The 20,099-nt window shown below is 61.8% G+C and carries 14 protein-coding genes, 1 tRNA gene and 3 rRNA genes; 12 read left to right on the top strand and 6 right to left on the bottom strand.

What is annotated here, in order from left to right:
• The 8 genes from ACJ8J1_RS18715 to aceK all read left to right on the top strand — a co-directional run.
• Positions 1 to 221, top strand: a 23S ribosomal RNA gene (locus ACJ8J1_RS18715); the annotation flags it as partial.
• Positions 222 to 320: 99 nt separating this feature from the next.
• A 5S ribosomal RNA gene (rrf, locus tag ACJ8J1_RS18710) occupies positions 321 to 436 on the top strand.
• 14 nt (positions 437 to 450) lie between these two features.
• Positions 451 to 526: transfer RNA gene (locus ACJ8J1_RS18705), tRNA-Thr, on the top strand.
• Positions 527 to 571: 45 nt separating this feature from the next.
• Positions 572 to 687, top strand: a 5S ribosomal RNA gene (gene rrf, locus ACJ8J1_RS18700).
• Positions 688 to 886: 199 nt separating this feature from the next.
• Positions 887 to 1,816, top strand: a complete 930-nt coding sequence (gene metA / locus ACJ8J1_RS18695) for a homoserine O-acetyltransferase MetA (protein ID WP_033644374.1) — start codon at positions 887 to 889, stop codon at positions 1,814 to 1,816.
• A gap of 374 nt (positions 1,817 to 2,190) precedes the next feature.
• On the top strand, positions 2,191 to 3,789 hold the full coding sequence (gene aceB, locus ACJ8J1_RS18690) for a malate synthase A (protein WP_033644375.1): 1,599 nt from the start codon (positions 2,191 to 2,193) through the stop codon (positions 3,787 to 3,789).
• Between the two features lie 41 nt (positions 3,790 to 3,830).
• Positions 3,831 to 5,138 (top strand): isocitrate lyase, encoded by a 1,308-nt coding sequence (gene aceA / locus ACJ8J1_RS18685; protein ID WP_033644376.1) that lies wholly within the window; start codon positions 3,831 to 3,833, stop codon positions 5,136 to 5,138.
• Positions 5,139 to 5,207: 69 nt separating this feature from the next.
• On the top strand, positions 5,208 to 6,962 hold the full coding sequence (aceK, locus tag ACJ8J1_RS18680) for a bifunctional isocitrate dehydrogenase kinase/phosphatase (protein WP_033644377.1): 1,755 nt from the start codon (positions 5,208 to 5,210) through the stop codon (positions 6,960 to 6,962).
• Position 6,963: 1 nt separating this feature from the next.
• Here aceK and ACJ8J1_RS18675 read toward each other — a convergent pair whose 3' ends face one another.
• The 5 genes from ACJ8J1_RS18675 to iclR form a co-directional block, all read right to left on the bottom strand.
• Positions 6,964 to 7,605: a bifunctional 4-hydroxy-2-oxoglutarate aldolase/2-dehydro-3-deoxy-phosphogluconate aldolase gene (locus ACJ8J1_RS18675; RefSeq protein WP_033644378.1), complete on the bottom strand. Its 642-nt coding sequence runs from the start codon at positions 7,603 to 7,605 to the stop codon at positions 6,964 to 6,966.
• A gap of 54 nt (positions 7,606 to 7,659) precedes the next feature.
• Entirely contained in the window at positions 7,660 to 9,474 is a 1,815-nt protein-coding gene (gene edd / locus ACJ8J1_RS18670; protein ID WP_033644379.1) for a phosphogluconate dehydratase, read from the bottom strand.
• A 98-nt stretch (positions 9,475 to 9,572) separates the two neighbouring features.
• Positions 9,573 to 10,910 (bottom strand): gluconate transporter, encoded by a 1,338-nt coding sequence (gene gntU / locus ACJ8J1_RS18665; protein ID WP_033644903.1) that lies wholly within the window; start codon positions 10,908 to 10,910, stop codon positions 9,573 to 9,575.
• Positions 10,907 to 11,446 carry a gluconokinase gene (gene gntK, locus ACJ8J1_RS18660; RefSeq protein ID WP_004936645.1) on the bottom strand — a complete coding sequence of 180 codons (540 nt, stop codon included), beginning with the start codon at positions 11,444 to 11,446 and terminating at the stop codon, positions 10,907 to 10,909. The genes gntU and gntK overlap by 4 nt, the downstream gene beginning before the upstream one ends.
• A 252-nt stretch (positions 11,447 to 11,698) precedes the next feature.
• Positions 11,699 to 12,529 carry a glyoxylate bypass operon transcriptional repressor IclR gene (gene iclR, locus ACJ8J1_RS18655; protein ID WP_004936648.1) on the bottom strand — a complete coding sequence of 277 codons (831 nt, stop codon included), beginning with the start codon at positions 12,527 to 12,529 and terminating at the stop codon, positions 11,699 to 11,701.
• Positions 12,530 to 12,725: 196 nt separating this feature from the next.
• Here iclR and metH point away from each other — a divergent pair, with 196 nt between their 5' ends.
• On the top strand, positions 12,726 to 16,421 hold the full coding sequence (metH, locus tag ACJ8J1_RS18650; protein WP_103681887.1) for a methionine synthase: 3,696 nt from the start codon (positions 12,726 to 12,728) through the stop codon (positions 16,419 to 16,421).
• Positions 16,422 to 16,459: 38 nt separating this feature from the next.
• On the opposite strand, the gene ACJ8J1_RS18645 is transcribed toward metH, so the two are convergent.
• A complete protein-coding gene (locus tag ACJ8J1_RS18645; protein ID WP_015379250.1) occupies positions 16,460 to 17,170 on the bottom strand; it encodes a UTRA domain-containing protein in 711 nt (236 codons plus the stop codon).
• A 193-nt stretch (positions 17,171 to 17,363) separates the two neighbouring features.
• On the opposite strand from ACJ8J1_RS18645, the gene ACJ8J1_RS18640 reads away from it, so the two are divergent.
• Genes ACJ8J1_RS18640 through ACJ8J1_RS18630 form a run of 3 tightly spaced genes read left to right on the top strand, consistent with a single transcriptional unit; the run spans position 17,364 to position 20,088 of the window.
• Positions 17,364 to 18,425, top strand: a complete 1,062-nt coding sequence (locus ACJ8J1_RS18640) for an ABC transporter substrate-binding protein (RefSeq protein ID WP_033644381.1) — start codon at positions 17,364 to 17,366, stop codon at positions 18,423 to 18,425.
• An 11-nt stretch (positions 18,426 to 18,436) separates the two neighbouring features.
• Positions 18,437 to 19,246 carry an alkaline phosphatase family protein gene (locus ACJ8J1_RS18635; RefSeq protein WP_016930299.1) on the top strand — a complete coding sequence of 270 codons (810 nt, stop codon included), beginning with the start codon at positions 18,437 to 18,439 and terminating at the stop codon, positions 19,244 to 19,246.
• Positions 19,243 to 20,088: an ABC transporter permease gene (locus ACJ8J1_RS18630; RefSeq protein WP_016930298.1), complete on the top strand. Its 846-nt coding sequence runs from the start codon at positions 19,243 to 19,245 to the stop codon at positions 20,086 to 20,088. The genes ACJ8J1_RS18635 and ACJ8J1_RS18630 overlap by 4 nt, the downstream gene beginning before the upstream one ends.
• The last annotated feature ends 11 nt before the right edge of the window (positions 20,089 to 20,099 follow it).

Genomic DNA, 20,099 nt, shown 5'->3' with positions numbered 1-20,099 from the left:
TGGTGTTCGGGTTGTCATGCCAATGGCATTGCCCGGTAGCTAAGTGCGGAAAAGATAAGCGCTGAAAGCATCTAAGCGCGAAACTTGCCTCAAGATGAGTCTTCCCTGGGCCTTTAAGGCCCCTGAAGGAACGTTTAAGACTAAGACGTTGATAGGCTGGGTGTGTAAGTGCAGCGATGCATTGAGCTAACCAGTACTAATGATCCGTGAGGCTTAACCTTACAACACCGAAGGTGTTTTTAGAGAGATTTTCAGCGACGTTCCAAGATTGGTTCTGATGGCTTCATGGAAGTGAGGCGGTTGGAATGAAACAGAATTTGCCTGGCGGCAATAGCGCGGTGGTCCCACCTGACCCCATGCCGAACTCAGAAGTGAAACGCCGTAGCGCCGATGGTAGTGTGGGGTCTCCCCATGCGAGAGTAGGACACTGCCAGGCATCAAATTAAGCGTGCTGATATGGCTCAGTTGGTAGAGCGCACCCTTGGTAAGGGTGAGGTCCCCAGTTCGACTCTGGGTATCAGCACCACTTTATTTAAAGTGGGTTTAGAAGTTCGGCAGAAAAAAGAATTTGCTTGGCGGCAATAGCGCGGTGGTCCCACCTGACCCCATGCCGAACTCAGAAGTGAAACGCCGTAGCGCCGATGGTAGTGTGGGGTCTCCCCATGCGAGAGTAGGACACTGCCAAGCATCAAATAAGCCAAGAGGCCATCCGAAAGGATGGCCTTTTTGCTTTCCGTGCCTCTCATCCTCCCTGCCAAGATCCTGACGCAGATCGGCAATGAAACATTTTCACCTTTCCGCTGAACGCTCGACATCGACGGAAAAAAACGCTATCTTCGGGCATCTAGAAGTCTAAACGTATAAATGGATGTGTGAGGGTTAAGCAATGCCGATTCGTGTTCCTGATGAGTTACCTGCGGTCAATTTCTTGCGCGGTGAGAATGTCTTCGTGATGACATCCTCGCGGGCAAAAACACAGGAAATCAGGCCGCTGAAAGTGCTGATCCTCAACCTGATGCCAAAGAAGATCGAAACGGAAAACCAGTTTTTGCGCCTGCTGTCCAACTCGCCGCTGCAGATTGATATCCAGCTGCTGCGCATCGACAGCCGCGAATCGAAGAACACGCCGGCCGAGCATCTGAACAACTTCTACTGCGACTTCGAGGATATTCAGAACGAGAACTTCGATGGCCTGATCGTCACCGGCGCGCCGCTGGGGCTGGTCGATTTCTGCGATGTTGCCTACTGGCCGCAGATCGAGCGTGTGATCGACTGGGCTAAGAACCACGTTACCTCCACGCTGTTCGTGTGCTGGGCGGTACAGGCGGCGTTGAATATTCTGTACGGCATTCCCAAGATGACGCGCGAGGTGAAACTCTCCGGGGTTTATCCGCACCAAACGCTGCAGCAGCATGCGTTGCTGACGCGCGGCTTCGACGAAAGCTTCCTGGCGCCGCATTCACGCTATGCCGATTTCCCGACCGAGGTGATTCGCCAATATACCGACCTGGACATCCTGGCCGAATCCGAGCAGGCCGGCGCCTACCTGTTCGCCAGCAGGGATAAGCGCCTGGCGTTCGTCACCGGCCATCCGGAATACGATACAATGACGCTGGCGGGAGAGTATTGTCGCGACAACGAAGCTGGCCTCGATCCTGCCGTACCGCTCAACTATTTCCCCGATGACAACCCCGCACTGACACCGAAAGCCACCTGGCGCAGCCATGGCCACCTCCTGTTTTCCAACTGGCTCAACTATTACGTCTACCAGATCACACCTTACGATCTGCGCCATATGAATCCCACGCTCGACTGATCTTTTCTGTCTGCCGGCGGCTGAATCGAGGCCGCCGCGCCGTTGATCCTCTGCACGATCCTCTTTTTATCCGTCCTTTTATCCAAAAAACCATTTCCCGACAAGGCGTTAGCACGTCTTTATTAAATTATTGGAACCAGTTTCCTTACCCGTCATTGTTGTTATTTTGTCTAACCAATTGATAATAAAGTGTTAATAAAATATTTAATAATAAAATGGAAATGGTTTTTGATTTTTATTTTTTGTTGAGTATTCTTAACTCTATCGGGATGAGATCTGACCAGTTGAGGATCGTTTCATCCGCCCTGATCCACAGTGATTTCTGATGAAAATGCGCCGGTCGCGCGGGCGCAACGATGGGAAGGAGCAAGGTCATGACGCAACAGATAGCAGGCACGGAATTAAGGTTTACGCAGGGTTTCGCCGCAGCGGAGCGCCAGGTGTTAACGGATGAAGCGGTTGAATTCCTGGCGGACCTGGTGGGGAAATTCACGCCGCGGCGCAACGAGCTGCTGGCGGCGCGTGTCCGCTGGCAACAAAATATCGATCGCGGTGAATTGCCGGGATTTATTTCGGAAACCGCTTCCATTCGTGAAGGTGACTGGCAAATCCGCGGCATTCCGCAAGACCTGCGTGACCGCAGGGTCGAGATCACCGGGCCGGTCGAGCGCAAGATGGTGATCAATGCGCTGAACGCCAACGTAAAAGTGTTTATGGCCGACTTCGAAGATTCGCTGGCGCCAAGCTGGGACAAAGTCATCGACGGCCAAATCAACCTGCATGATGCGGTTAACGGCACCATTTCCTACACCAATGAAGCCGGCAAAATCTACCAGCTGAAACCGAACCCGGCGGTATTGATCGCTCGCGTACGCGGTCTGCATCTGCCGGAGAAGCACGTGCTGTGGCGTGATGAGGCCATTCCCGGCGGCCTGTTCGATTTCGCGCTGTACTTCTACCACAACTATCGCCAACTGCTGGCCAAGGGCAGCGGCCCGTATTTCTACCTGCCGAAAACCCAGTCCTGGGAAGAGGCGGCCTGGTGGAGCGATGTCTTCAGCTTTACCGAGGATCGTTTCGATCTGCCGCGCGGCACCATCAAAGCGACCGTGCTGATCGAAACCCTGCCGGCGGTGTTCCAGATGGACGAGATCCTCTACCACCTGCGCGACCACATCGTCGGTCTGAACTGCGGCCGCTGGGATTACATCTTCAGCTACATCAAAACGCTGAAGAATCACGGCGATCGCGTGCTGCCGGATCGTCAGTCGGTGACCATGGAGAAACCTTTCCTCAGCGCCTATTCGCGCCTGCTGATCAAAACCTGTCATAAGCGCGGCGCGTTCGCCATGGGCGGCATGGCGGCGTTTATCCCGAGCAAAGACGCCGAGAAAAACGCCTGGGTGCTGAACAAGGTGCGGGCGGACAAAGAGCTGGAGGCCAGCAACGGCCACGACGGCACCTGGGTGGCACACCCGGGGCTGGCGGATACGGTGATGGAGGTGTTCGGCAAAGCATTGGGCGATCGCCAAAATCAGCTGGAGGTGCTGCGTGAGCAAGACGCGCCGATCAGCGCCGCACAGCTGCTGGCACCGTGCGACGGTGAGCGCACCGAAGCAGGGATGCGCGCCAATATCCGCGTGGCGGTGCAGTACATTGAAGCCTGGATCTCCGGCAACGGCTGCGTGCCGATTTACGGTTTGATGGAGGATGCGGCGACGGCGGAGATCTCCCGTACGTCTATCTGGCAGTGGATCCACCACGAGAAGAGCCTGAACGACGGGCGCCCGGTCACCAAGGCGCTGTTCCGCCAGATGCTGCAAGAAGAGATGTTGGTGGTGCGTGAAGAAGTAGGGGAAGCACGCTTTAACGCCGGCCGGTTCGAAGAGGCGGCGCGCCTGATGGAGCGCATCACCACGCAAGATGAATTAATCGATTTCCTGACGCTGCCCGGCTATGCGCTGCTGGCCTGAATTTTCCCAATCAACCCTACATGACTGAAAGGATAAAAATTATGTCTACCTCCCGCTCTCAACAGATCCAGCAGCTGGAACAGGAATGGAAATCGGCCCGTTGGGAAGGCATTACCCGCCCCTATAGCGCCGAAGACGTGATCAACCTGCGCGGTTCGGTCAACCCGGAATGCACCCTGGCGCAAAACGGCGCCGCCAAACTGTGGGCATTGTTGAACGGCAAGGCGCGCAAAGGCTACGTGAACTGCCTGGGCGCGCTGACCGGCGGCCAGGCGCTGCAGCAGGCCAAAGCCGGCGTCGAGGCTATCTACCTGTCCGGCTGGCAGGTGGCGGCGGATGCCAACAGCGCGGCGGCCATGTACCCTGACCAGTCGCTGTATCCGGTGGACTCCGTGCCGAAGGTCGTCGAGCGCATCAACAACACCTTCCGCCGCGCCGATCAGATCCAATGGGCGAACCGAATTGAGCCGGGCAGCAAAGGCTACACCGATTACTTCCTGCCGATCGTCGCCGATGCGGAAGCCGGCTTCGGCGGTGTGCTGAACGCCTTCGAGCTGATGAAAGCGATGATCACCGCCGGCGCCGCCGGGGTGCACTTTGAAGATCAGCTGGCGGCGGTGAAGAAGTGCGGCCATATGGGCGGCAAAGTGCTGGTGCCGACGCAAGAAGCGATCCAGAAGCTGGTCGCCGCACGCCTGGCGGCCGACGTGCTCGGCGTGCCGACGCTGGTGATCGCCCGCACCGACGCCGATGCGGCCGACCTGCTGACCTCCGATTGCGATCCGTATGACAGCGCCTTCATCACCGGCGAGCGCACGGCGGAAGGCTTCTTCCGCACCCATGCCGGCGTCGAGCAGGCGATCAGCCGCGGCCTGGCCTATGCCCCTTACGCGGATATGGTGTGGTGCGAAACCTCAACGCCGGATCTGGATGCCGCTCAGCGCTTCGCCGATGCCATCCACGCCAAATACCCAGGCAAGCTGTTGGCCTACAACTGCTCGCCATCGTTCAACTGGAAGAAGAACCTCGACGATCAGACCATCGCTCGCTTCCAGCAGGCGCTGTCGGACATGGGCTACAAGTATCAGTTCATCACGCTGGCGGGCATCCACAGCATGTGGTTCAACATGTTCGACCTGGCGCACGCCTATGCACAGGGCGAGGGGATGAAACACTACGTCGAGAAGGTGCAGCAGGCGGAGTTCGCCGCGGTGGATCGCGGTTACACCTTCGCGTCGCACCAGCAGGAGGTGGGCACCGGCTACTTCGACAAGGTCACCACCGTCATTCAGGGCGGCGCCTCTTCGGTCACCGCGCTGACCGGTTCGACGGAAGAACAGCAGTTCTGATGCGGCAAGCTTGAAGACGTTTCACCCGAAGCCTGCATGCGCAGGCTTCTTTTTCTGGCGGGGGTAAGGATGGCGGCAAAACTGGAGTTGTTGATCGCACAGACGATCCTGCAGGGCTTCGATGCGCAGTACGGCCGCTTTCTGGAAGTGACCGCCGGCGCGCAGCAGCGCTTCGAGCAGGCGGACTGGCCGGCGGTGCAGCAGGCGATGAAAAAGCGCATCCATCTGTATGACCATCACGTCGGCCTGGTGGTGGAGCAGCTCAAATGCATCACCGGGCAGAAATACTTCGACGCCGACTTCCCCAGCCGGGTTAAAGCGGTTTATATCGACCTGCTGCCGGACTATCCGCGTTTCGAGATCGCCGAAAGCTTCTTTAACTCGGTCTATTGCCGGCTGTTCAAGCACCGCGATCTGACGCCGGACAAGCTGTTCGTCTTCAGTTCGCAGCCGGAACGGCGCTTTCGCGACATACCGCGTCCGCTGGCACGCGATTTCACCCCCAATGGCGATCTGCCGGCGATGCTGCGCAGCGTGCTGAGCGATCTGCCGCTGCGGTTGCCGTGGGAGGACTTGGCGCGCGATATTCGCGACATCACTCAGGCGCTGCAACGCGTCTTCAGCGCACCGCAGCTGGCGGGCGCAACCTTCCAGATAGCCAACGAACTGTTCTATCGCAACAAGGCCGCCTGGCTGGTCGGCAAGCTGCGCCTGGCCGACGGTGTTTATCCGTTCTTGCTCCCGATCCACCACAGCGAGTCGGGCGCGCTGTTTATCGATGCCTGCCTGACCGGCAAGGCCGAGGCCAGCATCGTCTTCGGCTTCGCCCGCTCTTATTTCATGGTCTACGCGCCGCTGCCGGCGGCGATGGTGGAGTGGCTGCGCGAGATCCTGCCGGGCAAAACCACCGCCGAGCTGTACATGGCGATCGGCTGCCAGAAGCACGGTAAAACCGAATGCTATCGCGAATACCTGACCTTTATGGCGCAGTCGCAGGAGCAATTTATCATCGCGCCGGGGGTGAAGGGCATGGTGATGCTGGTGTTCACTCTGCCGTCCTTCGATCGGGTGTTTAAAGTGATCAAAGACGAATTCGCCCCGCAAAAAGAGGTGACGCAGGCGCAGGTGATGGCTTGCTATCAGCTGGTGAAAGAGCACGATCGCGTCGGTCGCATGGCGGATACCCAGGAGTACGAGAATTTCGTCGTCGACAAGGCGCGCCTTAGCCCGGAGCTGTTGGCGGAGCTGCGGCGCGAAGTGCCGGGCAAACTGGAAGATCTCGGCGATCGCATCGTGATCAAACATCTGTATATGGAACGGCGCATGACGCCGCTGAACCTGTATCTGGAGCAGGCCAACGACCAGCAAATGCGCGATGCGATTGAAGAGTATGGCAACGCGATCAAGCAGTTGGCCGCCGCCAATATTTTCCCCGGCGATATGCTGTTCAAGAACTTCGGCGTGACGCGCCACGGGCGTGTGGTGTTCTACGACTACGACGAGATTTGCTACATGACCGAGGTCAACTTCCGCGACATTCCGCCGCCGCGTTATCCGGAGGACGAGCTGGCCAGCGAGCCGTGGTACAGCATCGCGCCCAACGATGTGTTCCCGGAAGAGTTCCGCCACTTCCTGTGCGGCGATCGGCGCATTCGGCAGGTGTTTGAAGAGTTGCACAGCGATCTGTTTACCGCGGAGTATTGGCGCGGGTTGCAGCAGCGCATCCGCGAGGGGCATGTGGAAGACGTGTTCGCTTATCGCAAGAAGCAGCGGTTCAGCCAGCGCAGCGGGGCGGCGCTGCCGGCCGCCACCGCTGCGATGTAAATCAGGCCTGGACGCCCGCGACGGCGGCGCGCGCCAGTTCGGTAATGCGCGCGTAGTCGCCGCTTTCGAGCGCGTCCGCCGGCACCAGCCAGGAGCCGCCGATGCACAGCACGCTTTTCAGCGCCAGATAGCTGCGGTAATTGTCCGGCGAGATGCCGCCGGTCGGGCAGAAACGCACCTGCGGGAATGGGCCGCCGATCGCCTGCAGCGCTTTTACGCCGCCGTTGGCTTCCGCCGGGAAGAATTTAAATTCGCGCAGGCCGTAATCCATGCCCTGCATCAGCTCGGAAACGGTGCTGATGCCCGGTATAAGGGGAATGGAACCGGCGGTGGCGGCTTTGAGCAGCTCGTCGGTCAGCCCCGGGCTGATGGCGAACTGCGCGCCGGCCTCGGTCACTTCCCGCAGCTGCTGCGGATTGATCACCGTACCGGCGCCGATGATCGCTTCCGGCACCTCTTGGGCGATGGCGCGAATGGCGTCCATGGCGCAGGCGGTGCGCAGCGTCACCTCCAGCACCCGCACGCCGCCGGCGACCAGCGCTTTCGCCAGCGGCACCGCATGTTCCAGCTTGTTGATCACGATGACCGGCACCACCGGCCCCGCCGTCAGGATCTGCTCGGCGCTTGTTGTCCACTTGTTCATGCTGACGTTCTCCTCTGTGGCCGCCGCCAGGCGGCGATGCGGCCAGGCTATCGATTAAAATTTGATGCAGCAGGCGCCCTGCTCGGCGCCTGACAGCTGGCTGCGCAGCGCGCCGAACAGCTCGCGGCCGCAGCCGATGTGTTCGGCGCTCAGATCGGGTTGGCAAGGCGTGCGCCGCGCCAACTCGTCAGCGTCGACCAGCACCTGCAGCTCGCCGCTGCGGCCGTTGACGCGGATCGGATCGCCGTCGCGCACTTTCGCCAGCAGGCCGCCGGTATAGGCTTCCGGGGTGACGTGAATGGCGGAAGGCACCTTGCCGGAGGCGCCGGACAGGCGGCCGTCGGTCACCAGCGCCACTTTGAAGCCGCGATCCATCAACACGCCCAGCGGCGGCATCAGCTTGTGCAGCTCCGGCATGCCGTTGGCCTGCGGCCCCTGGAAGCGCACCACCACCACGCAATCGCGATCCAGCTTGCCGGCTTCGAACGCCGGCACGATATCGTGCTGGCTGTCGAACACCACCGCCGGCGCTTCGATGATCTGGTTATCGGCGGGCACCGCCGAGGTTTTCATCACTGCGCGGCCCAGATTGCCGGCCATCACTTTGGTGCCGCCATGATGTTCGAACGGCTGGGCCACGCTGGCGATCACGCTGGCGTCGAGCGAGCCGGCCACGCCTTCGCGCCATATCAATTGGCCGTTGTCCAGCCACGGTTCCTGGGTGTAGCGGCGCAGGCCGAAACCGGCCACGGTGTGCACGTCTTCGTGCAGCAGGCCGTGTTGCAGCAGCTCGCGCACCACCAGCGGCACGCCGCCGGCGGCCTGGAATTGGTTGATGTCGGCCGGGCCGTTCGGGTAGATGCGGCACAGCAGCGGCACCGCCTCCGACAGCTCCGAGAAATCGTCCCAGGTGATGATGATGCCCGCCGCCCGCGCCATCGCCACCAGATGCATGGTCAGGTTGGTGGAGCCGCCGGTGGCCAGCAGCGAGACGATGCCGTTCACCACCACTTTCTCGTCCACCAGGCGGCCGATCGGCAGGTAGTTGCCGGCGGTATCGGTCAGTCGGGTCACCTGGCGCGCGGCGGCATCGTTCAGCGCGTCGCGCAGCGGCGTGTCCGGATGGACGAAGGAGGCGCCCGGCAGATGCAGACCCATCACTTCCATCACCATCTGGTTGGTGTTGGCGGTGCCGTAGAAGGTGCAGGTGCCGATGCCGTGATAAGAGGCCGCCTCGGCCTCCAGCAGCGCCAAACGGTCGGCCTTGCCCTCGGCGTACAGCTGGCGCACGCGCACTTTTTCCTTGTTCGGCAGGCCGCTGCTCATCGGGCCGGCCGGCACGAACAGCGCGGGCAGGTGGCCGAAGGAGAGGGCGGCCATCACCAGCCCCGGCACGATCTTGTCGCAGATGCCGAGGAACAGCGCGCCGTCGAACATATTGTGCGACAGGCCGACGGCGGCCGACATGGCGATCACGTCGCGGCTCATCAGCGACAGCTCCATGCCGTCCTGCCCCTGCGTCACCCCGTCGCACATCGCCGGCACGCCGCCGGCCACCTGGCCCACGGCGCCGACCGCCTTCAGCGCCTGCTTCAGCCGCTGCGGGTAGTGTTCGTACGGCTGGTGGGCCGACAGCATGTCATTGTAAGCGGTGATGATGGCGATATCGCTGCGCACCATGTTTTTCAGCGACGCCTTGTCATCGGGCTGACAGGCGGCGAAGCCGTGGGCCAGGTTGCCGCAGGCGAGCTGCGCGCGGTGGACGGTTTGGGAGCGGGCCGCCTCGATACGCGCCAGATAGGCGGCGCGGCTGGCCTGGGAACGGTCGATGATGCGCTGTGTGACACGGGACAAGGTTGGATTAATCATGCCTTCCTCACATTGCTGTTGTTATAGTCGCCGCCTGTGGCGGTGCCCCCGGGGGTGATTTGCAGCCCTGGTGTGCAAGGCCGGGGGCGATTTAGGATTTAAAACATCGTGAATGCAATCATGCCGATGGCGCCGCCGACGCTGCCCAGAAGGGTTTCCATCACCGTCCAGGTTTTCAGCGTTTGCAGTTCGTTGGCGCCGGTGAATTTGCCGAACAGCCAGAAGCCGGCGTCGTTGACGTGGCTCAGCACGATGGAGCCGCCGGCGATGCAGATGGCCAGCGCGGCCAGTTGCCCGCCGTTCAGACCGAGCTGACTGGTGACCGGCAGCACCAGACCGACGGTGGTCAGGCAGGCGACGGTGGCCGAGCCCTGAATCACCCGCACCATGGCGGACAGCGCGAAGGCGGCCACGGCGATCGGCAGGCCGGCGCCGATCATGGCGTCACCCAACGCCGGCCCTACGCCGGAATCCACCAGGATCTGCTTGAACACCCCGCCGGCGCCGGTCATCAGCAGGATGATCCCGGCCGGCTGCACCGCAGCGGAACAGATGGCCAGGGTCTGTTCGTTGCTCATGCCGCGCGGCTTCGCCAGACCGTAAATCACGATCAGGCAGGCCAGCAGGATGGCGGTGAACGGGTGGCCGATAAACTCCAGCCACTGCTGCAGCTGCGAGCCGGGGGTGACCAGCCGCGCGCCGATGGTTTTCATGCCGACCAGCACCAGCGGGCACAGCACCAGCGCCAGGCTGAAGCCGAACGACGGCAGATTGCCCTTGGCCAGCGTCGGCTCATTCTCTTCCGGCGGCATTGGCCAGTTGACGAAACGGCTGATAAAGCTGCCGTACAGCGGGCCGGCGATCAGCATGCCGATCACCGCCGCCACCAGGCCGATGGCGATCATCCAGCCGAAATCGGCCTTCATCTGCGACGCCAGCAGCATCGGCACCGGCCCCGGCAGCAGGAAGGAGGCGGCGGCGGCCACGCCGGCGAACAGCGGGATGGCCAGCTTGACGATATTGCCGTCGGTGCGGCGTGCCACGGCGAACACGATGCCGATCAGCAGCACCACCGCCACGTCGAAGAACAGCGGCAGCGCGCAGATCAGCCCGGCGATGCCGAGCGCGTAGTGCGCCTTGCTTTGTCCGAATCGTTTCAGCAATTGCGCCGCAATTTGGTCGAGTGCGCCGACCTCATGCAGGATCTTGCCGAACATCGCCCCGAGCGCCACCACGATCGCCAGGAAGCCCAACGTGTCGCCCATGCCTTTTTGCATGGTGTCGGCGATGTGTTCCAGCGGCATGCCGGAGAAAATGCCGGCGGCGATGGACACCAGCATCAGCGCGACGAAGGCGTGCATGCGCGCCTTCATCACCAGGAATAACAGCAGTAAAACCGAGCCGACTGCGGTACCGACCAGCGTTACGGTACTCACGCGCACACGTCCTGCGGCAGGAAGCTCTGGATATGGCGCACGGTATCGGCGATCACCGCGTCCAGCGGCTGATTGATGTCGATCGCCATCACGTCGTTCTCGTCGGCGCCCGGTTGCTCCAGCGCGGCGAACTGGGTGACCAGCATCTGCGGCTTGAAGAAGTGGCCGTTGCGCGCCGCCAGGCGGGATTCGATCACCGGGAACTCGCCGTGCAGATAGATGAATGACAGGTTGCCGTTGCCGGCGCGCAGGCGGTCGCGATACTGCTTTTTCAACGCCGAACAGACGATGATCGACACGTTGTTGGTGCGCTGCATGGCGAAGGCGGCGTCGTTGAGCGCGGCCAGCCACGGCGCGCGATCGTCGTCGTTCAACGCTTCGCCGGCGGCCATCTTCAGGATGTTGCTGCGCGGGTGCAGGAAGTCGCCGTCGAGGAAGCCGGCAGAGAGTTGGCGGGCCGCGGCGGCGGCGACGGCGGACTTGCCGCTGCCGGAAACGCCCATAACGACGTAAATGCGATTTTGATTGTTGGTCATGGCTTGGCTCCAAAACACCGGGTGACGTTACCTTCGTTCAGCTTGATTGTTACCGGTAACATGTTATCGGTAACATTGTCGAAGGAAGTTTGAGCGGTTGCAATGGGCTTTCGCCGTGAGGATCGTTAACTGTGATCGGCTTCAAGCTTTTTTCCTGTGCGCTAAACAGGATGCCGACAGCCTGTTACATGCTGACAACAGAGCATGGCAGGGGAGCAGGGGCGCACTGGGGCGCCCCTCGGATGAGCAGGATTAGCGCACGCCGCCGTAGGCCAGGCTGATCTCTTTCGCCGCGTGGATCACCAGCGCGCCCAGCTCGATCACACGATCGTCGGTGATGCGCGACACCGGGCCTGAGATGGAAATGGCGGCGAAGGCTTCGCGGTGCTCGTCGAAGATGCAGGCCGCCACGCAGCGCAGGCCGAGCGCGTGCTCTTCGTCGTCAAAGGAGAAGCCCTGTTTGCGGATCTGCGCCAGCCCCTCTTTCAGGTTGTGCGGCGTCAGGGTATGCGGCGTGTAGGTGTGCATGCCTTTCTTGTGCAGCAGTTTGGTCACCTGATCGTCCGGCAGGGTGGCGAGGAACGCTTTGCCGGCACCGGAGGCGTGCATCGGCAGTTTGCCGCCGATCGGCGCCGACATGCGCATCAGCGCCGTGCACTGCACCTGATCGATGATGATCGCCTGGTACTCGCTGGTATCCAGCACCGCCAGGTTGACGGTTTCGCCGGATTCCTCCATCAGGCGGCGCAGCGTCGGATGCACCATCGCCAGCAAGTTGCGGCTTTGCAGGAAGCTGCTGCCGACCACAAAGGCGTGCGAGCCGATGGTCCAGAGGCCGAGATCGCCGACCTGGCGCACGAATCCCTGCTGCTGCATGGTGGTGAGCAGGCGGTGAGTGGTGGAGTTCGGCAGGCCGGCCTGCTGGGCCAGATCGGTCAGCGCCACGTTGCCCTGGGCTTCCGAAATGTATTCCAACAGTTTCAGGCCACGGGTCAACGATTGTACCTGACCGGTCGCCGCACTGGCGGCGGGGGCTGCTGCGCGGGGCTTCTTGCCGCGCTTGGCGGGAGCAGGGGTGGCCATGGGTGAGATTCCTTTTTCCGTATGATGGAATTCATTTTCGTTTTTTGTCGATGAATTGCAAGCCGCCGTCAGCTCATCGGAGGTGTTGGCGCACAACCTGAAAAACTCTCAATTGTCGCCTGGCCCTTTGTCCTTACAAGCTGTGCTAGGATGACTCGTTGGTTTTTGCGGCAGTTGAGCAATGGGCTGGATGGCAATGGAAGGGGTTACAGTGACGAATCGAGTAGAACAACTGCGCCGCCAGTTAGCGCAGCGCATTTTGGTGTTGGACGGCGGCATGGGCACCATGATCCAGAGCTACCGTCTGGATGAGCGCGATTTCCGCGGTGAGCGTTTCGCCGACTGGCGCAGCGATCTGAAAGGCAACAACGATCTGCTGGTGCTGACCAAGCCGGAAGTGATCACCGCCATTCATTACGCCTATCTCGAGGCGGGCGCCGATATCCTTGAGACCAATACCTTCAACTCCACCTCCATCGCCATGGCCGACTACCATATGGAGTCGCTGTCCGCCGAGATTAACTATCAGGCCGCCTGCCTGGCGCGCGCCTGCGCCGACGAATGGACGGCGCGCACGCCGGAAAAACCGCGCTATGTCGCCGGGGTGTTGGGGCCGACCAACCGCACCGCGTCCATCTCGCCGAACGTCAACGATCCGGCGTTCCGCAACATCTCGTTCGATGAACTGGTGGCGGCTTACCGTGAATCGACCCGCGCGCTGGTGGAAGGCGGCGTCGATCTGATCATGATCGAAACCATCTTCGACACCCTGAACGCCAAGGCCGCCGCTTTTGCGGTGGAAACCGAATTCGAAGCGCTGGGGGTGGAACTGCCGATCATGATTTCCGGCACCATCACCGACGCCTCCGGCCGCACCCTGTCCGGCCAGACCACCGAAGCGTTTTACAATTCGCTGCGCCACGTCAAGCCGCTGACCTTCGGCCTGAACTGCGCCCTGGGGCCGGATGAGCTGCGTCAGTACGTCGCCGAGCTGGCGCGCATCTCGGAGACCTACGTCACCGCACACCCGAACGCCGGTTTGCCGAACGCCTTCGGCGAGTACGATCTGGATGCGGCCGAGATGGCGCGCCAGGTCGGGGAGTGGGCGCAGGCCGGCTTCCTCAATATTATCGGCGGCTGCTGCGGCACCACGCCGGAACATATCGCCGCGATGACCAAGGCGGTCGAGGGCGTGCCGCCGCGCCGGCTGCCGGATATCCCGGTCGCCTGCCGCCTGGCCGGTCTGGAGCCGTTGACCATCGACGGCAACACCCTGTTCGTCAACGTCGGCGAGCGCACCAACGTCACCGGCTCGGCGCGATTCAAGCGCCTGATCAAAGAAGAGAAATACAACGAGGCGCTCGACGTGGCGCGTCAGCAGGTCGAGAGCGGCGCGCAGATCATCGATATCAATATGGACGAGGGGATGCTCGACGCCGAAGCGGCGATGGTGCGTTTCCTCAACCTGATCGCCGGCGAGCCGGATATCGCCCGGGTGCCGATCATGATCGACTCCTCCAAGTGGTCCGTTATCGAGAAAGGCCTGAAGTGCATTCAGGGCAAGGGCATCGTCAACTCGATCTCGATGAAGGAGGGTGAAGAGGCCTTTATCCACCACGCCAAACTGGTGCGCCGCTACGGCGCCGCGGTGGTGGTGATGGCGTTCGACGAAGTGGGCCAGGCGGACACCCGCGAGCGCAAGTTCGAGATCTGTCGCCGCGCCTATAACATTCTGACCGAACGCGTTGGCTTCCCGCCGGAAGACATCATTTTCGACCCGAACATCTTCGCCGTCGCCACCGGCATCGATGAGCACAACAACTACGCCGTCGACTTTATCGAAGCCTGCGCCGACATCAAAACCCACCTGCCGCACGCGATGATCTCTGGCGGGGTGTCCAACGTGTCGTTCTCGTTCCGCGGCAACGATCCGGTGCGTGAAGCAATCCATGCGGTGTTTCTGTATCACGCCATTCGCAACGGCATGGACATGGGCATCGTCAATGCCGGGCAGCTGGCGATTTATGACGATCTGCCTGGCGAGCTGCGCGAGGCGGTAGAAGACGTGATCCTCAACCGTCGCGAGGACGGCACCGAACGCCTGCTGGAACTGGCGGAAAAGTACCGCGGCAGCAAAGACGGCGAAGCGGCGGTGCAGCAGGCGGAATGGCGCGGCTGGCCGGTGGAGAAGCGGCTGGAATACTCGCTGGTGAAGGGCATCACCGAGTTTATCGAACTGGACACCGAAGAAGCGCGGCAGCAGGCCGAACGCCCGATCGAAGTGATCGAAGGGCCGCTGATGGCCGGGATGAACGTGGTCGGCGATCTGTTCGGCGAGGGCAAGATGTTCCTGCCGCAGGTGGTGAAATCCGCCCGCGTGATGAAGCAGGCGGTGGCCTACCTGGAACCGTACATCGAGGCCAGCAAGCAGCAGGGCACCTCCGCGGGGAAAATCCTGTTGGCGACGGTGAAAGGCGACGTGCACGACATCGGCAAGAACATCGTCGGCGTGGTGCTGCAGTGCAACAACTATGAAATCGTCGATCTTGGCGTGATGGTGCCGACGGAGAAAATCCTGCGCACCGCGCGCGAGGAGAATGTCGACATCATCGGCCTGTCGGGGCTGATCACGCCGTCGCTGGACGAGATGGTCAACGTGGCCAAAGAGATGGAGCGCCAGGGCTTTACGCTGCCGCTGCTGATCGGCGGCGCCACCACCTCCAAGGCGCACACCGCGGTGAAAATCGAGCAGAACTACAGCGGCCCGACCACCTACGTGCAAAACGCCTCGCGCACCGTGGGCGTGGTGTCGGCGCTGCTGTCCGCCACCCAGCGCGACGAGTTTGTGGCGCGCACCCGCAAAGAGTATGAAACGGTGCGCATTCAACACGCGCGCAAAAAGCCGCGCACGCCGCCGGTCGATTTGCACAAGGCGCGCGCCAACGCCATGGCGCTGAACTGGGCCGACTATCAGCCGCCGGCGCCGCGGCAGCTTGGCGTGTTTCCGGTGTCGGCCGGCATCGAGACGCTGCGCCACTATATCGACTGGACGCCGTTCTTCATGACCTGGTCGCTGGCGGGCAAATACCCGCGCATCCTCGAGGATGAGGTGGTGGGGGAAGAGGCCAAGCGCCTGTTCCATGACGCCAATCAGATGCTGGATCGGTTGGCCGCCGAGCGTAGCCTCAACCCGCGCGGCGTTTACGGCCTGTTCCCGGCCAACCGCGTCGGCGACGACGTGGAGGTATACCGCGACGAACGGCGTGACGAGGTGCTGGCGGTGAGCCGCCACTTGCGGCAACAGACGGAAAAAACCGACTTCCCGAACTACTGCCTGGCGGACTTTGTGGCGCCGAAAAGCAGCGGCAAAGCCGACTACTTCGGCGCCTTCGCGGTGACCGGCGGGCTGGAGGAAGACGCGCTGGCGGCGGCGTACGACGCGCAGCACGACGATTACAACAAAATCATGGTCAAGGCGCTGGCGGATCGTTTGGCGGAGGCTTTTGCCGAATACCTGCACGAACAGGTGCGCAAGCTGCACTGGGGCTATGCCGCCGACGAGAGCCTGAGCAACGAGGAGCTGATCCGGGAAAACTATCAGGGCATCCGGCCGGCGCCGGGCTACCCGGCCTGCCCGGAGCACACCGAAAAAGCGACCATCTGGCAGCTGTTGGACGTCAACCGCCACACCGGTATGGAACTGACGGAGTCCTTCGCCATGTGGCCGGGGGCGGCGGTATCCGGCTGGTACTTCAGTCACCCCGAGAGCAAGTACTTCGCGGTGGCGCAGATCCAGCGCGATCAGGTGGAAGACTACGCGGCGCGTAAAGGGATGAGCGTGAGCGAGGTCGAGCGCTGGCTGGCGCCAAACCTCGGCTACGACGCCGACTGACTTTCCTCTTTAAGGGCGCAGCGATGCGCCCTTGTCATTTACAGCGCTTCCACATCGATGTGCAGCGCGTCGTACCGCCAATACTCCAGGTCACAATCGATCACCCTGTCGTGCTGATCGCGATTCACCCGCGTAATGAACAGCGCCGGGCTGCCGTAGGTCACCTTCAGCATGGCGGCGGCCTGCTGCGGCAGCAGGGTGGGCAGCATGTCGAAACGCACCCGGCCGTAGTGAATGCCGTAGCGCGCGGCGTACAGCGCGGTCAGCGACTGGGTCAGATCTTCGTCCAGAATGCCGGGGAAATAGGCCGGATTGAGGTAGTGCTCGCAGTACAGCACCGCGCGTCCGTCGATGTAGCGCAGCCGGCGAATGCGATAGGCCTGCGCGCCGGGAGGCAGCGCCAGGCGGCCAGCCAGCGGCGCGTCGAGCGTGACGACCGCGCTATCGATCGCTTCGGTATGCGCGGCGCGGCCCTGCTGCTGCGCCATAGCGTGAAAATGGCTGCGCTGCAGCGGGTTGTAGATCAAACGTGGCGGCGAGATGAACCAGCCGCGCCGCACCTGGCGGTAGATGACGCCCTGCGCCTCCAACTGGCCGAGCGCCTCCTGCAAGGTAATGCGGGTGGTGGCGAATTGCTCGCTCAGGGCGCGTTCGGAGGGCAGCTTGCCGCCCGCGGCGAACTCGCCGGCGGTGATGCGGGCGCTCAGCGTTTGGCAGATGGTGGCGACGGTCGTCGGTGCTTCACTCATACAGCGGGTGTCCCGTTTCAGTGCGTTTGGCCTTCCTTAAGGTAGACCAGCGTCGCGTTTTCGCCGTTGCAATGGGGGATAAAACTGTCGCTTTTTTAAGCTGACATATAATTATCACATTCGTCCGTTAGATTGGTTTGGTCCTTGCTGGACTAGTCCAGCCATCCCCACACTACCACCTGGAGCATCAGTTATGAAACGTTTGTGCGCTTCTGTGTTAACCAGTGCCATCGTGTTATCCAGCCAGATGAGCTGGGCCGCGGATACCGATCTGGCGGCGCTGGAGCAGGCCGCGAAGAAAGAAGGCGAAGTCAACAGCGTCGGCATGCCGGACAGCTGGGCCAACTGGAAAGGCACCTGGCAAGATCTGTTGAGCAAGTACGGCCTGAAACATGTCGATACCGACATGAGCTCCGCGCAGGAGATCGCCAAATTCGATGCGGAAAAGAACAACGCCACGGCGGACATCGGTGACGTCGGCGCGGCCTTTGGCCCGGTGGCGGTGCAGAAGGGCGTAACGCAGCCCTACAAACCGTCTACCTGGGATCAGGTGCCGGAGTGGGCGAAAGACAAAGACGGCCACTGGGCGCTGGCTTACACCGGCACCATCGCCTTCATCATCAACAAGCAGCAGGTGAAAGACATCCCGCGCAGCTGGGCCGATCTGCTCAAGGGCAGCTATCAGGTCACCATCGGCGACGTCGGCACCGCGTCGCAGGCGGCCAGCGGCGTGCTGGCGGCCACCTACGCCATGGGCGGCAACGAGAAAAACCTCAAGCCGGGCCTGGAATTCTTCGGCAAGCTGGCCAAGGCCGGTCGCCTGAGCCTGAGTAACCCGGTGATCGCATCGCTGGAGAAAGGGGAAGTGCAGGTTGGCGTGGTGTGGGACTTCAACGGCCTGAACTACCGCGATCAGATCGACAAAACCCGTTTTGAAGTGCTGATCCCGTCGGACGGCTCGATCACCTCCGGCTACACCACCATCATTAACAAATACGCCAAGCACCCGAACGCCGCCAAGCTGGCGCGCGAATACATCTTCTCCGACGCCGGCCAGATCAACCTGGCGCGCGGCTATGCGCGTCCGATCCGCGCCGAGCATCTGACGCTGCCGGACGACGTCAAGGCCAAGCTGCTGCCGGCCGAGCAGTACAAGAATGCGCACCCGATCGCCGATCCGGCGGCCTGGGAACAGAGCGCCAAAGCGCTGCCGCGCCTGTGGCAGGAAAACGTCATTATGTTTATGCAGCAGTGAGTTAACGCACCATGAAAACGATCCTCGTGCTGCTGGACGGCCTCAACTACCGGGTGGCGCACGACGCCATGGGGTATCTGCAGGCCGAATGTGCGGCGGGACGCGGGCGGTTGTACCTGCTGGAGAGCGAGTTGCCCTCGCTCTCCCGGCCGCTGTATGAATGCATCCTCACCGGCGTCACGCCGGTGGAGAGCGGCGTGGTGCACAACCACGTCTCGCGCCTTTCTCATCAACAAAGCGTGTTTCATTACGCGCGCGCCGCCGGGCTGACCACCGCCGCCGCCGCGTATCATTGGTTCAGCGAATTGTATAACCGTACGCCGTTCGACGCCGCGCGCGACCGCCATACCGACGCCCCCGAGCTGCCGATCCAGCACGGGCATTTTTATTACGACGACGGCTATCCCGACAGCCATCTGTTCGACGACGCCGAAAGTCTGCGCCAGCGTCATCAGCCGGATTTTCTGCTGATCCACCCGATGAACATCGACGACGCCGGGCACCGCTTCGGCCTCTCTTCGCCGCAGTACCGCAACGCGGCGCGCCGCGCCGACGGCTCGCTGTCGCGCTACCTGCCCGAGTGGCTGGCGGCCGGTTATCAGGTGCTGGTTACCGCCGACCACGGCATGAACGACGATCGCAGCCACGGCGGGGTGTTGCCGGAAGAGCGCCAGGTGCCGCTGTTCGTGTTCGGCGCGGGCTTCAGCCTGGACGACGCCGATCCGCAGCAAACCGAGCTGTGCGGCACGATCTGCGATCTGTTGCAGGCGCCGCACGACAAGCCGCGCTGCCGGGCGCTGCTGGCGCAGGATGCGCGATGAACAGCAAAACCAAATGGATCGCCGCGCTGTGCCTGCTGCCGTTTATCGTGCTGTTCGGCGCGTTTCAGATCGCCCCGCTGGTGTGGATCGCGGTTCACAGCTTTTTCAGCGAGAGCAGCGGCTGGGGATGGGGCAACTATGTCGATATCCTCACGTCGCCGTTCTACCTGCAGGCCTTTCAGTTCTCGCTGGAGATCTCGCTGTGGTCGAGCGTCTACGGCTTGCTGATTGCATTAGTGGGCAGTTACTCACTTCGCCAGCTCGGCCAGACCCGCTTTCATGACTTCGTGATGTCGTTCACCAACATGACCAGCAACTTCGCCGGGGTGCCGCTGGCGTTCGCCTTCGTCATTCTGTTGGGGTTGAACGGCTGCCTGACGCTGCTGCTGCGCAAATACGGTTTGATGGAGAGCTTCAACCTCTATTCCAAGAGCGGCCTGATCGTGTTGTATACCTACTTCCAGATCCCGCTCGGGGTGCTGCTGCTGTATCCGGCGTTCGATGCGCTGCGCGCCGATTGGCGCGAGTCGGCGGCGCTGCTCGGCGCCGGCCCCTGGCGCTACTGGCGGCATATCGGCCTGCCGGTGTTGGCGCCGGCGCTGATGGGCACCTTCGTCATCCTGCTGGCCAACGCGCTGGGCGCCTACGCCACGGTGTACGCGCTGACCACCGGCAACTTCAACGTGATCCCGATCCGCATCTCGGCGCTGGTGGCGGGGGACATCTCCCTCGATCCGAACCTGGCCAGCGCGCTGGCGATGCTGCTGGTGGTAATGATGGCGTTTATCACGGTGATCCACCAATGGATGCTGCGCAGGAGTTACCTCAATGCGCGCTCATAATCGGATGGAGA

Source organism: Serratia sp. CY37869, from assembly GCF_052168895.1.
Classification (GTDB): domain Bacteria; phylum Pseudomonadota; class Gammaproteobacteria; order Enterobacterales; family Enterobacteriaceae; genus Serratia; species Serratia ureilytica.
The sequence above is the reverse complement of the archived record's forward strand: the minus strand, read 5'-3'. Positions and strand labels throughout refer to the sequence as shown.

What these genes read in the sequence shown, in the direction of transcription:
- metA (WP_033644374.1), top strand. Translation starts at nt 887, where the DNA reads ATGCCGATTCGTGTTCCTGATGAGTTACCTGCGGTCAATTTCTTGCGC.
- aceB (WP_033644375.1), top strand. Translation starts at nt 2,191, where the DNA reads ATGACGCAACAGATAGCAGGCACGGAATTAAGGTTTACGCAGGGTTTC.
- aceA (WP_033644376.1), top strand. Translation starts at nt 3,831, where the DNA reads ATGTCTACCTCCCGCTCTCAACAGATCCAGCAGCTGGAACAGGAATGG.
- aceK (WP_033644377.1), top strand. Translation starts at nt 5,208, where the DNA reads ATGGCGGCAAAACTGGAGTTGTTGATCGCACAGACGATCCTGCAGGGC.
- ACJ8J1_RS18675 (WP_033644378.1), bottom strand. Translation starts at nt 7,605, where the DNA reads ATGAACAAGTGGACAACAAGCGCCGAGCAGATCCTGACGGCGGGGCCG.
- edd (WP_033644379.1), bottom strand. Translation starts at nt 9,474, where the DNA reads ATGATTAATCCAACCTTGTCCCGTGTCACACAGCGCATCATCGACCGT.
- gntK (WP_004936645.1), bottom strand. Translation starts at nt 11,446, where the DNA reads ATGACCAACAATCAAAATCGCATTTACGTCGTTATGGGCGTTTCCGGC.
- iclR (WP_004936648.1), bottom strand. Translation starts at nt 12,529, where the DNA reads ATGGCCACCCCTGCTCCCGCCAAGCGCGGCAAGAAGCCCCGCGCAGCA.
- metH (WP_103681887.1), top strand. Translation starts at nt 12,726, where the DNA reads ATGGAAGGGGTTACAGTGACGAATCGAGTAGAACAACTGCGCCGCCAG.
- ACJ8J1_RS18645 (WP_015379250.1), bottom strand. Translation starts at nt 17,170, where the DNA reads ATGAGTGAAGCACCGACGACCGTCGCCACCATCTGCCAAACGCTGAGC.
- ACJ8J1_RS18640 (WP_033644381.1), top strand. Translation starts at nt 17,364, where the DNA reads ATGAAACGTTTGTGCGCTTCTGTGTTAACCAGTGCCATCGTGTTATCC.
- ACJ8J1_RS18635 (WP_016930299.1), top strand. Translation starts at nt 18,437, where the DNA reads ATGAAAACGATCCTCGTGCTGCTGGACGGCCTCAACTACCGGGTGGCG.
- ACJ8J1_RS18630 (WP_016930298.1), top strand. Translation starts at nt 19,243, where the DNA reads ATGAACAGCAAAACCAAATGGATCGCCGCGCTGTGCCTGCTGCCGTTT.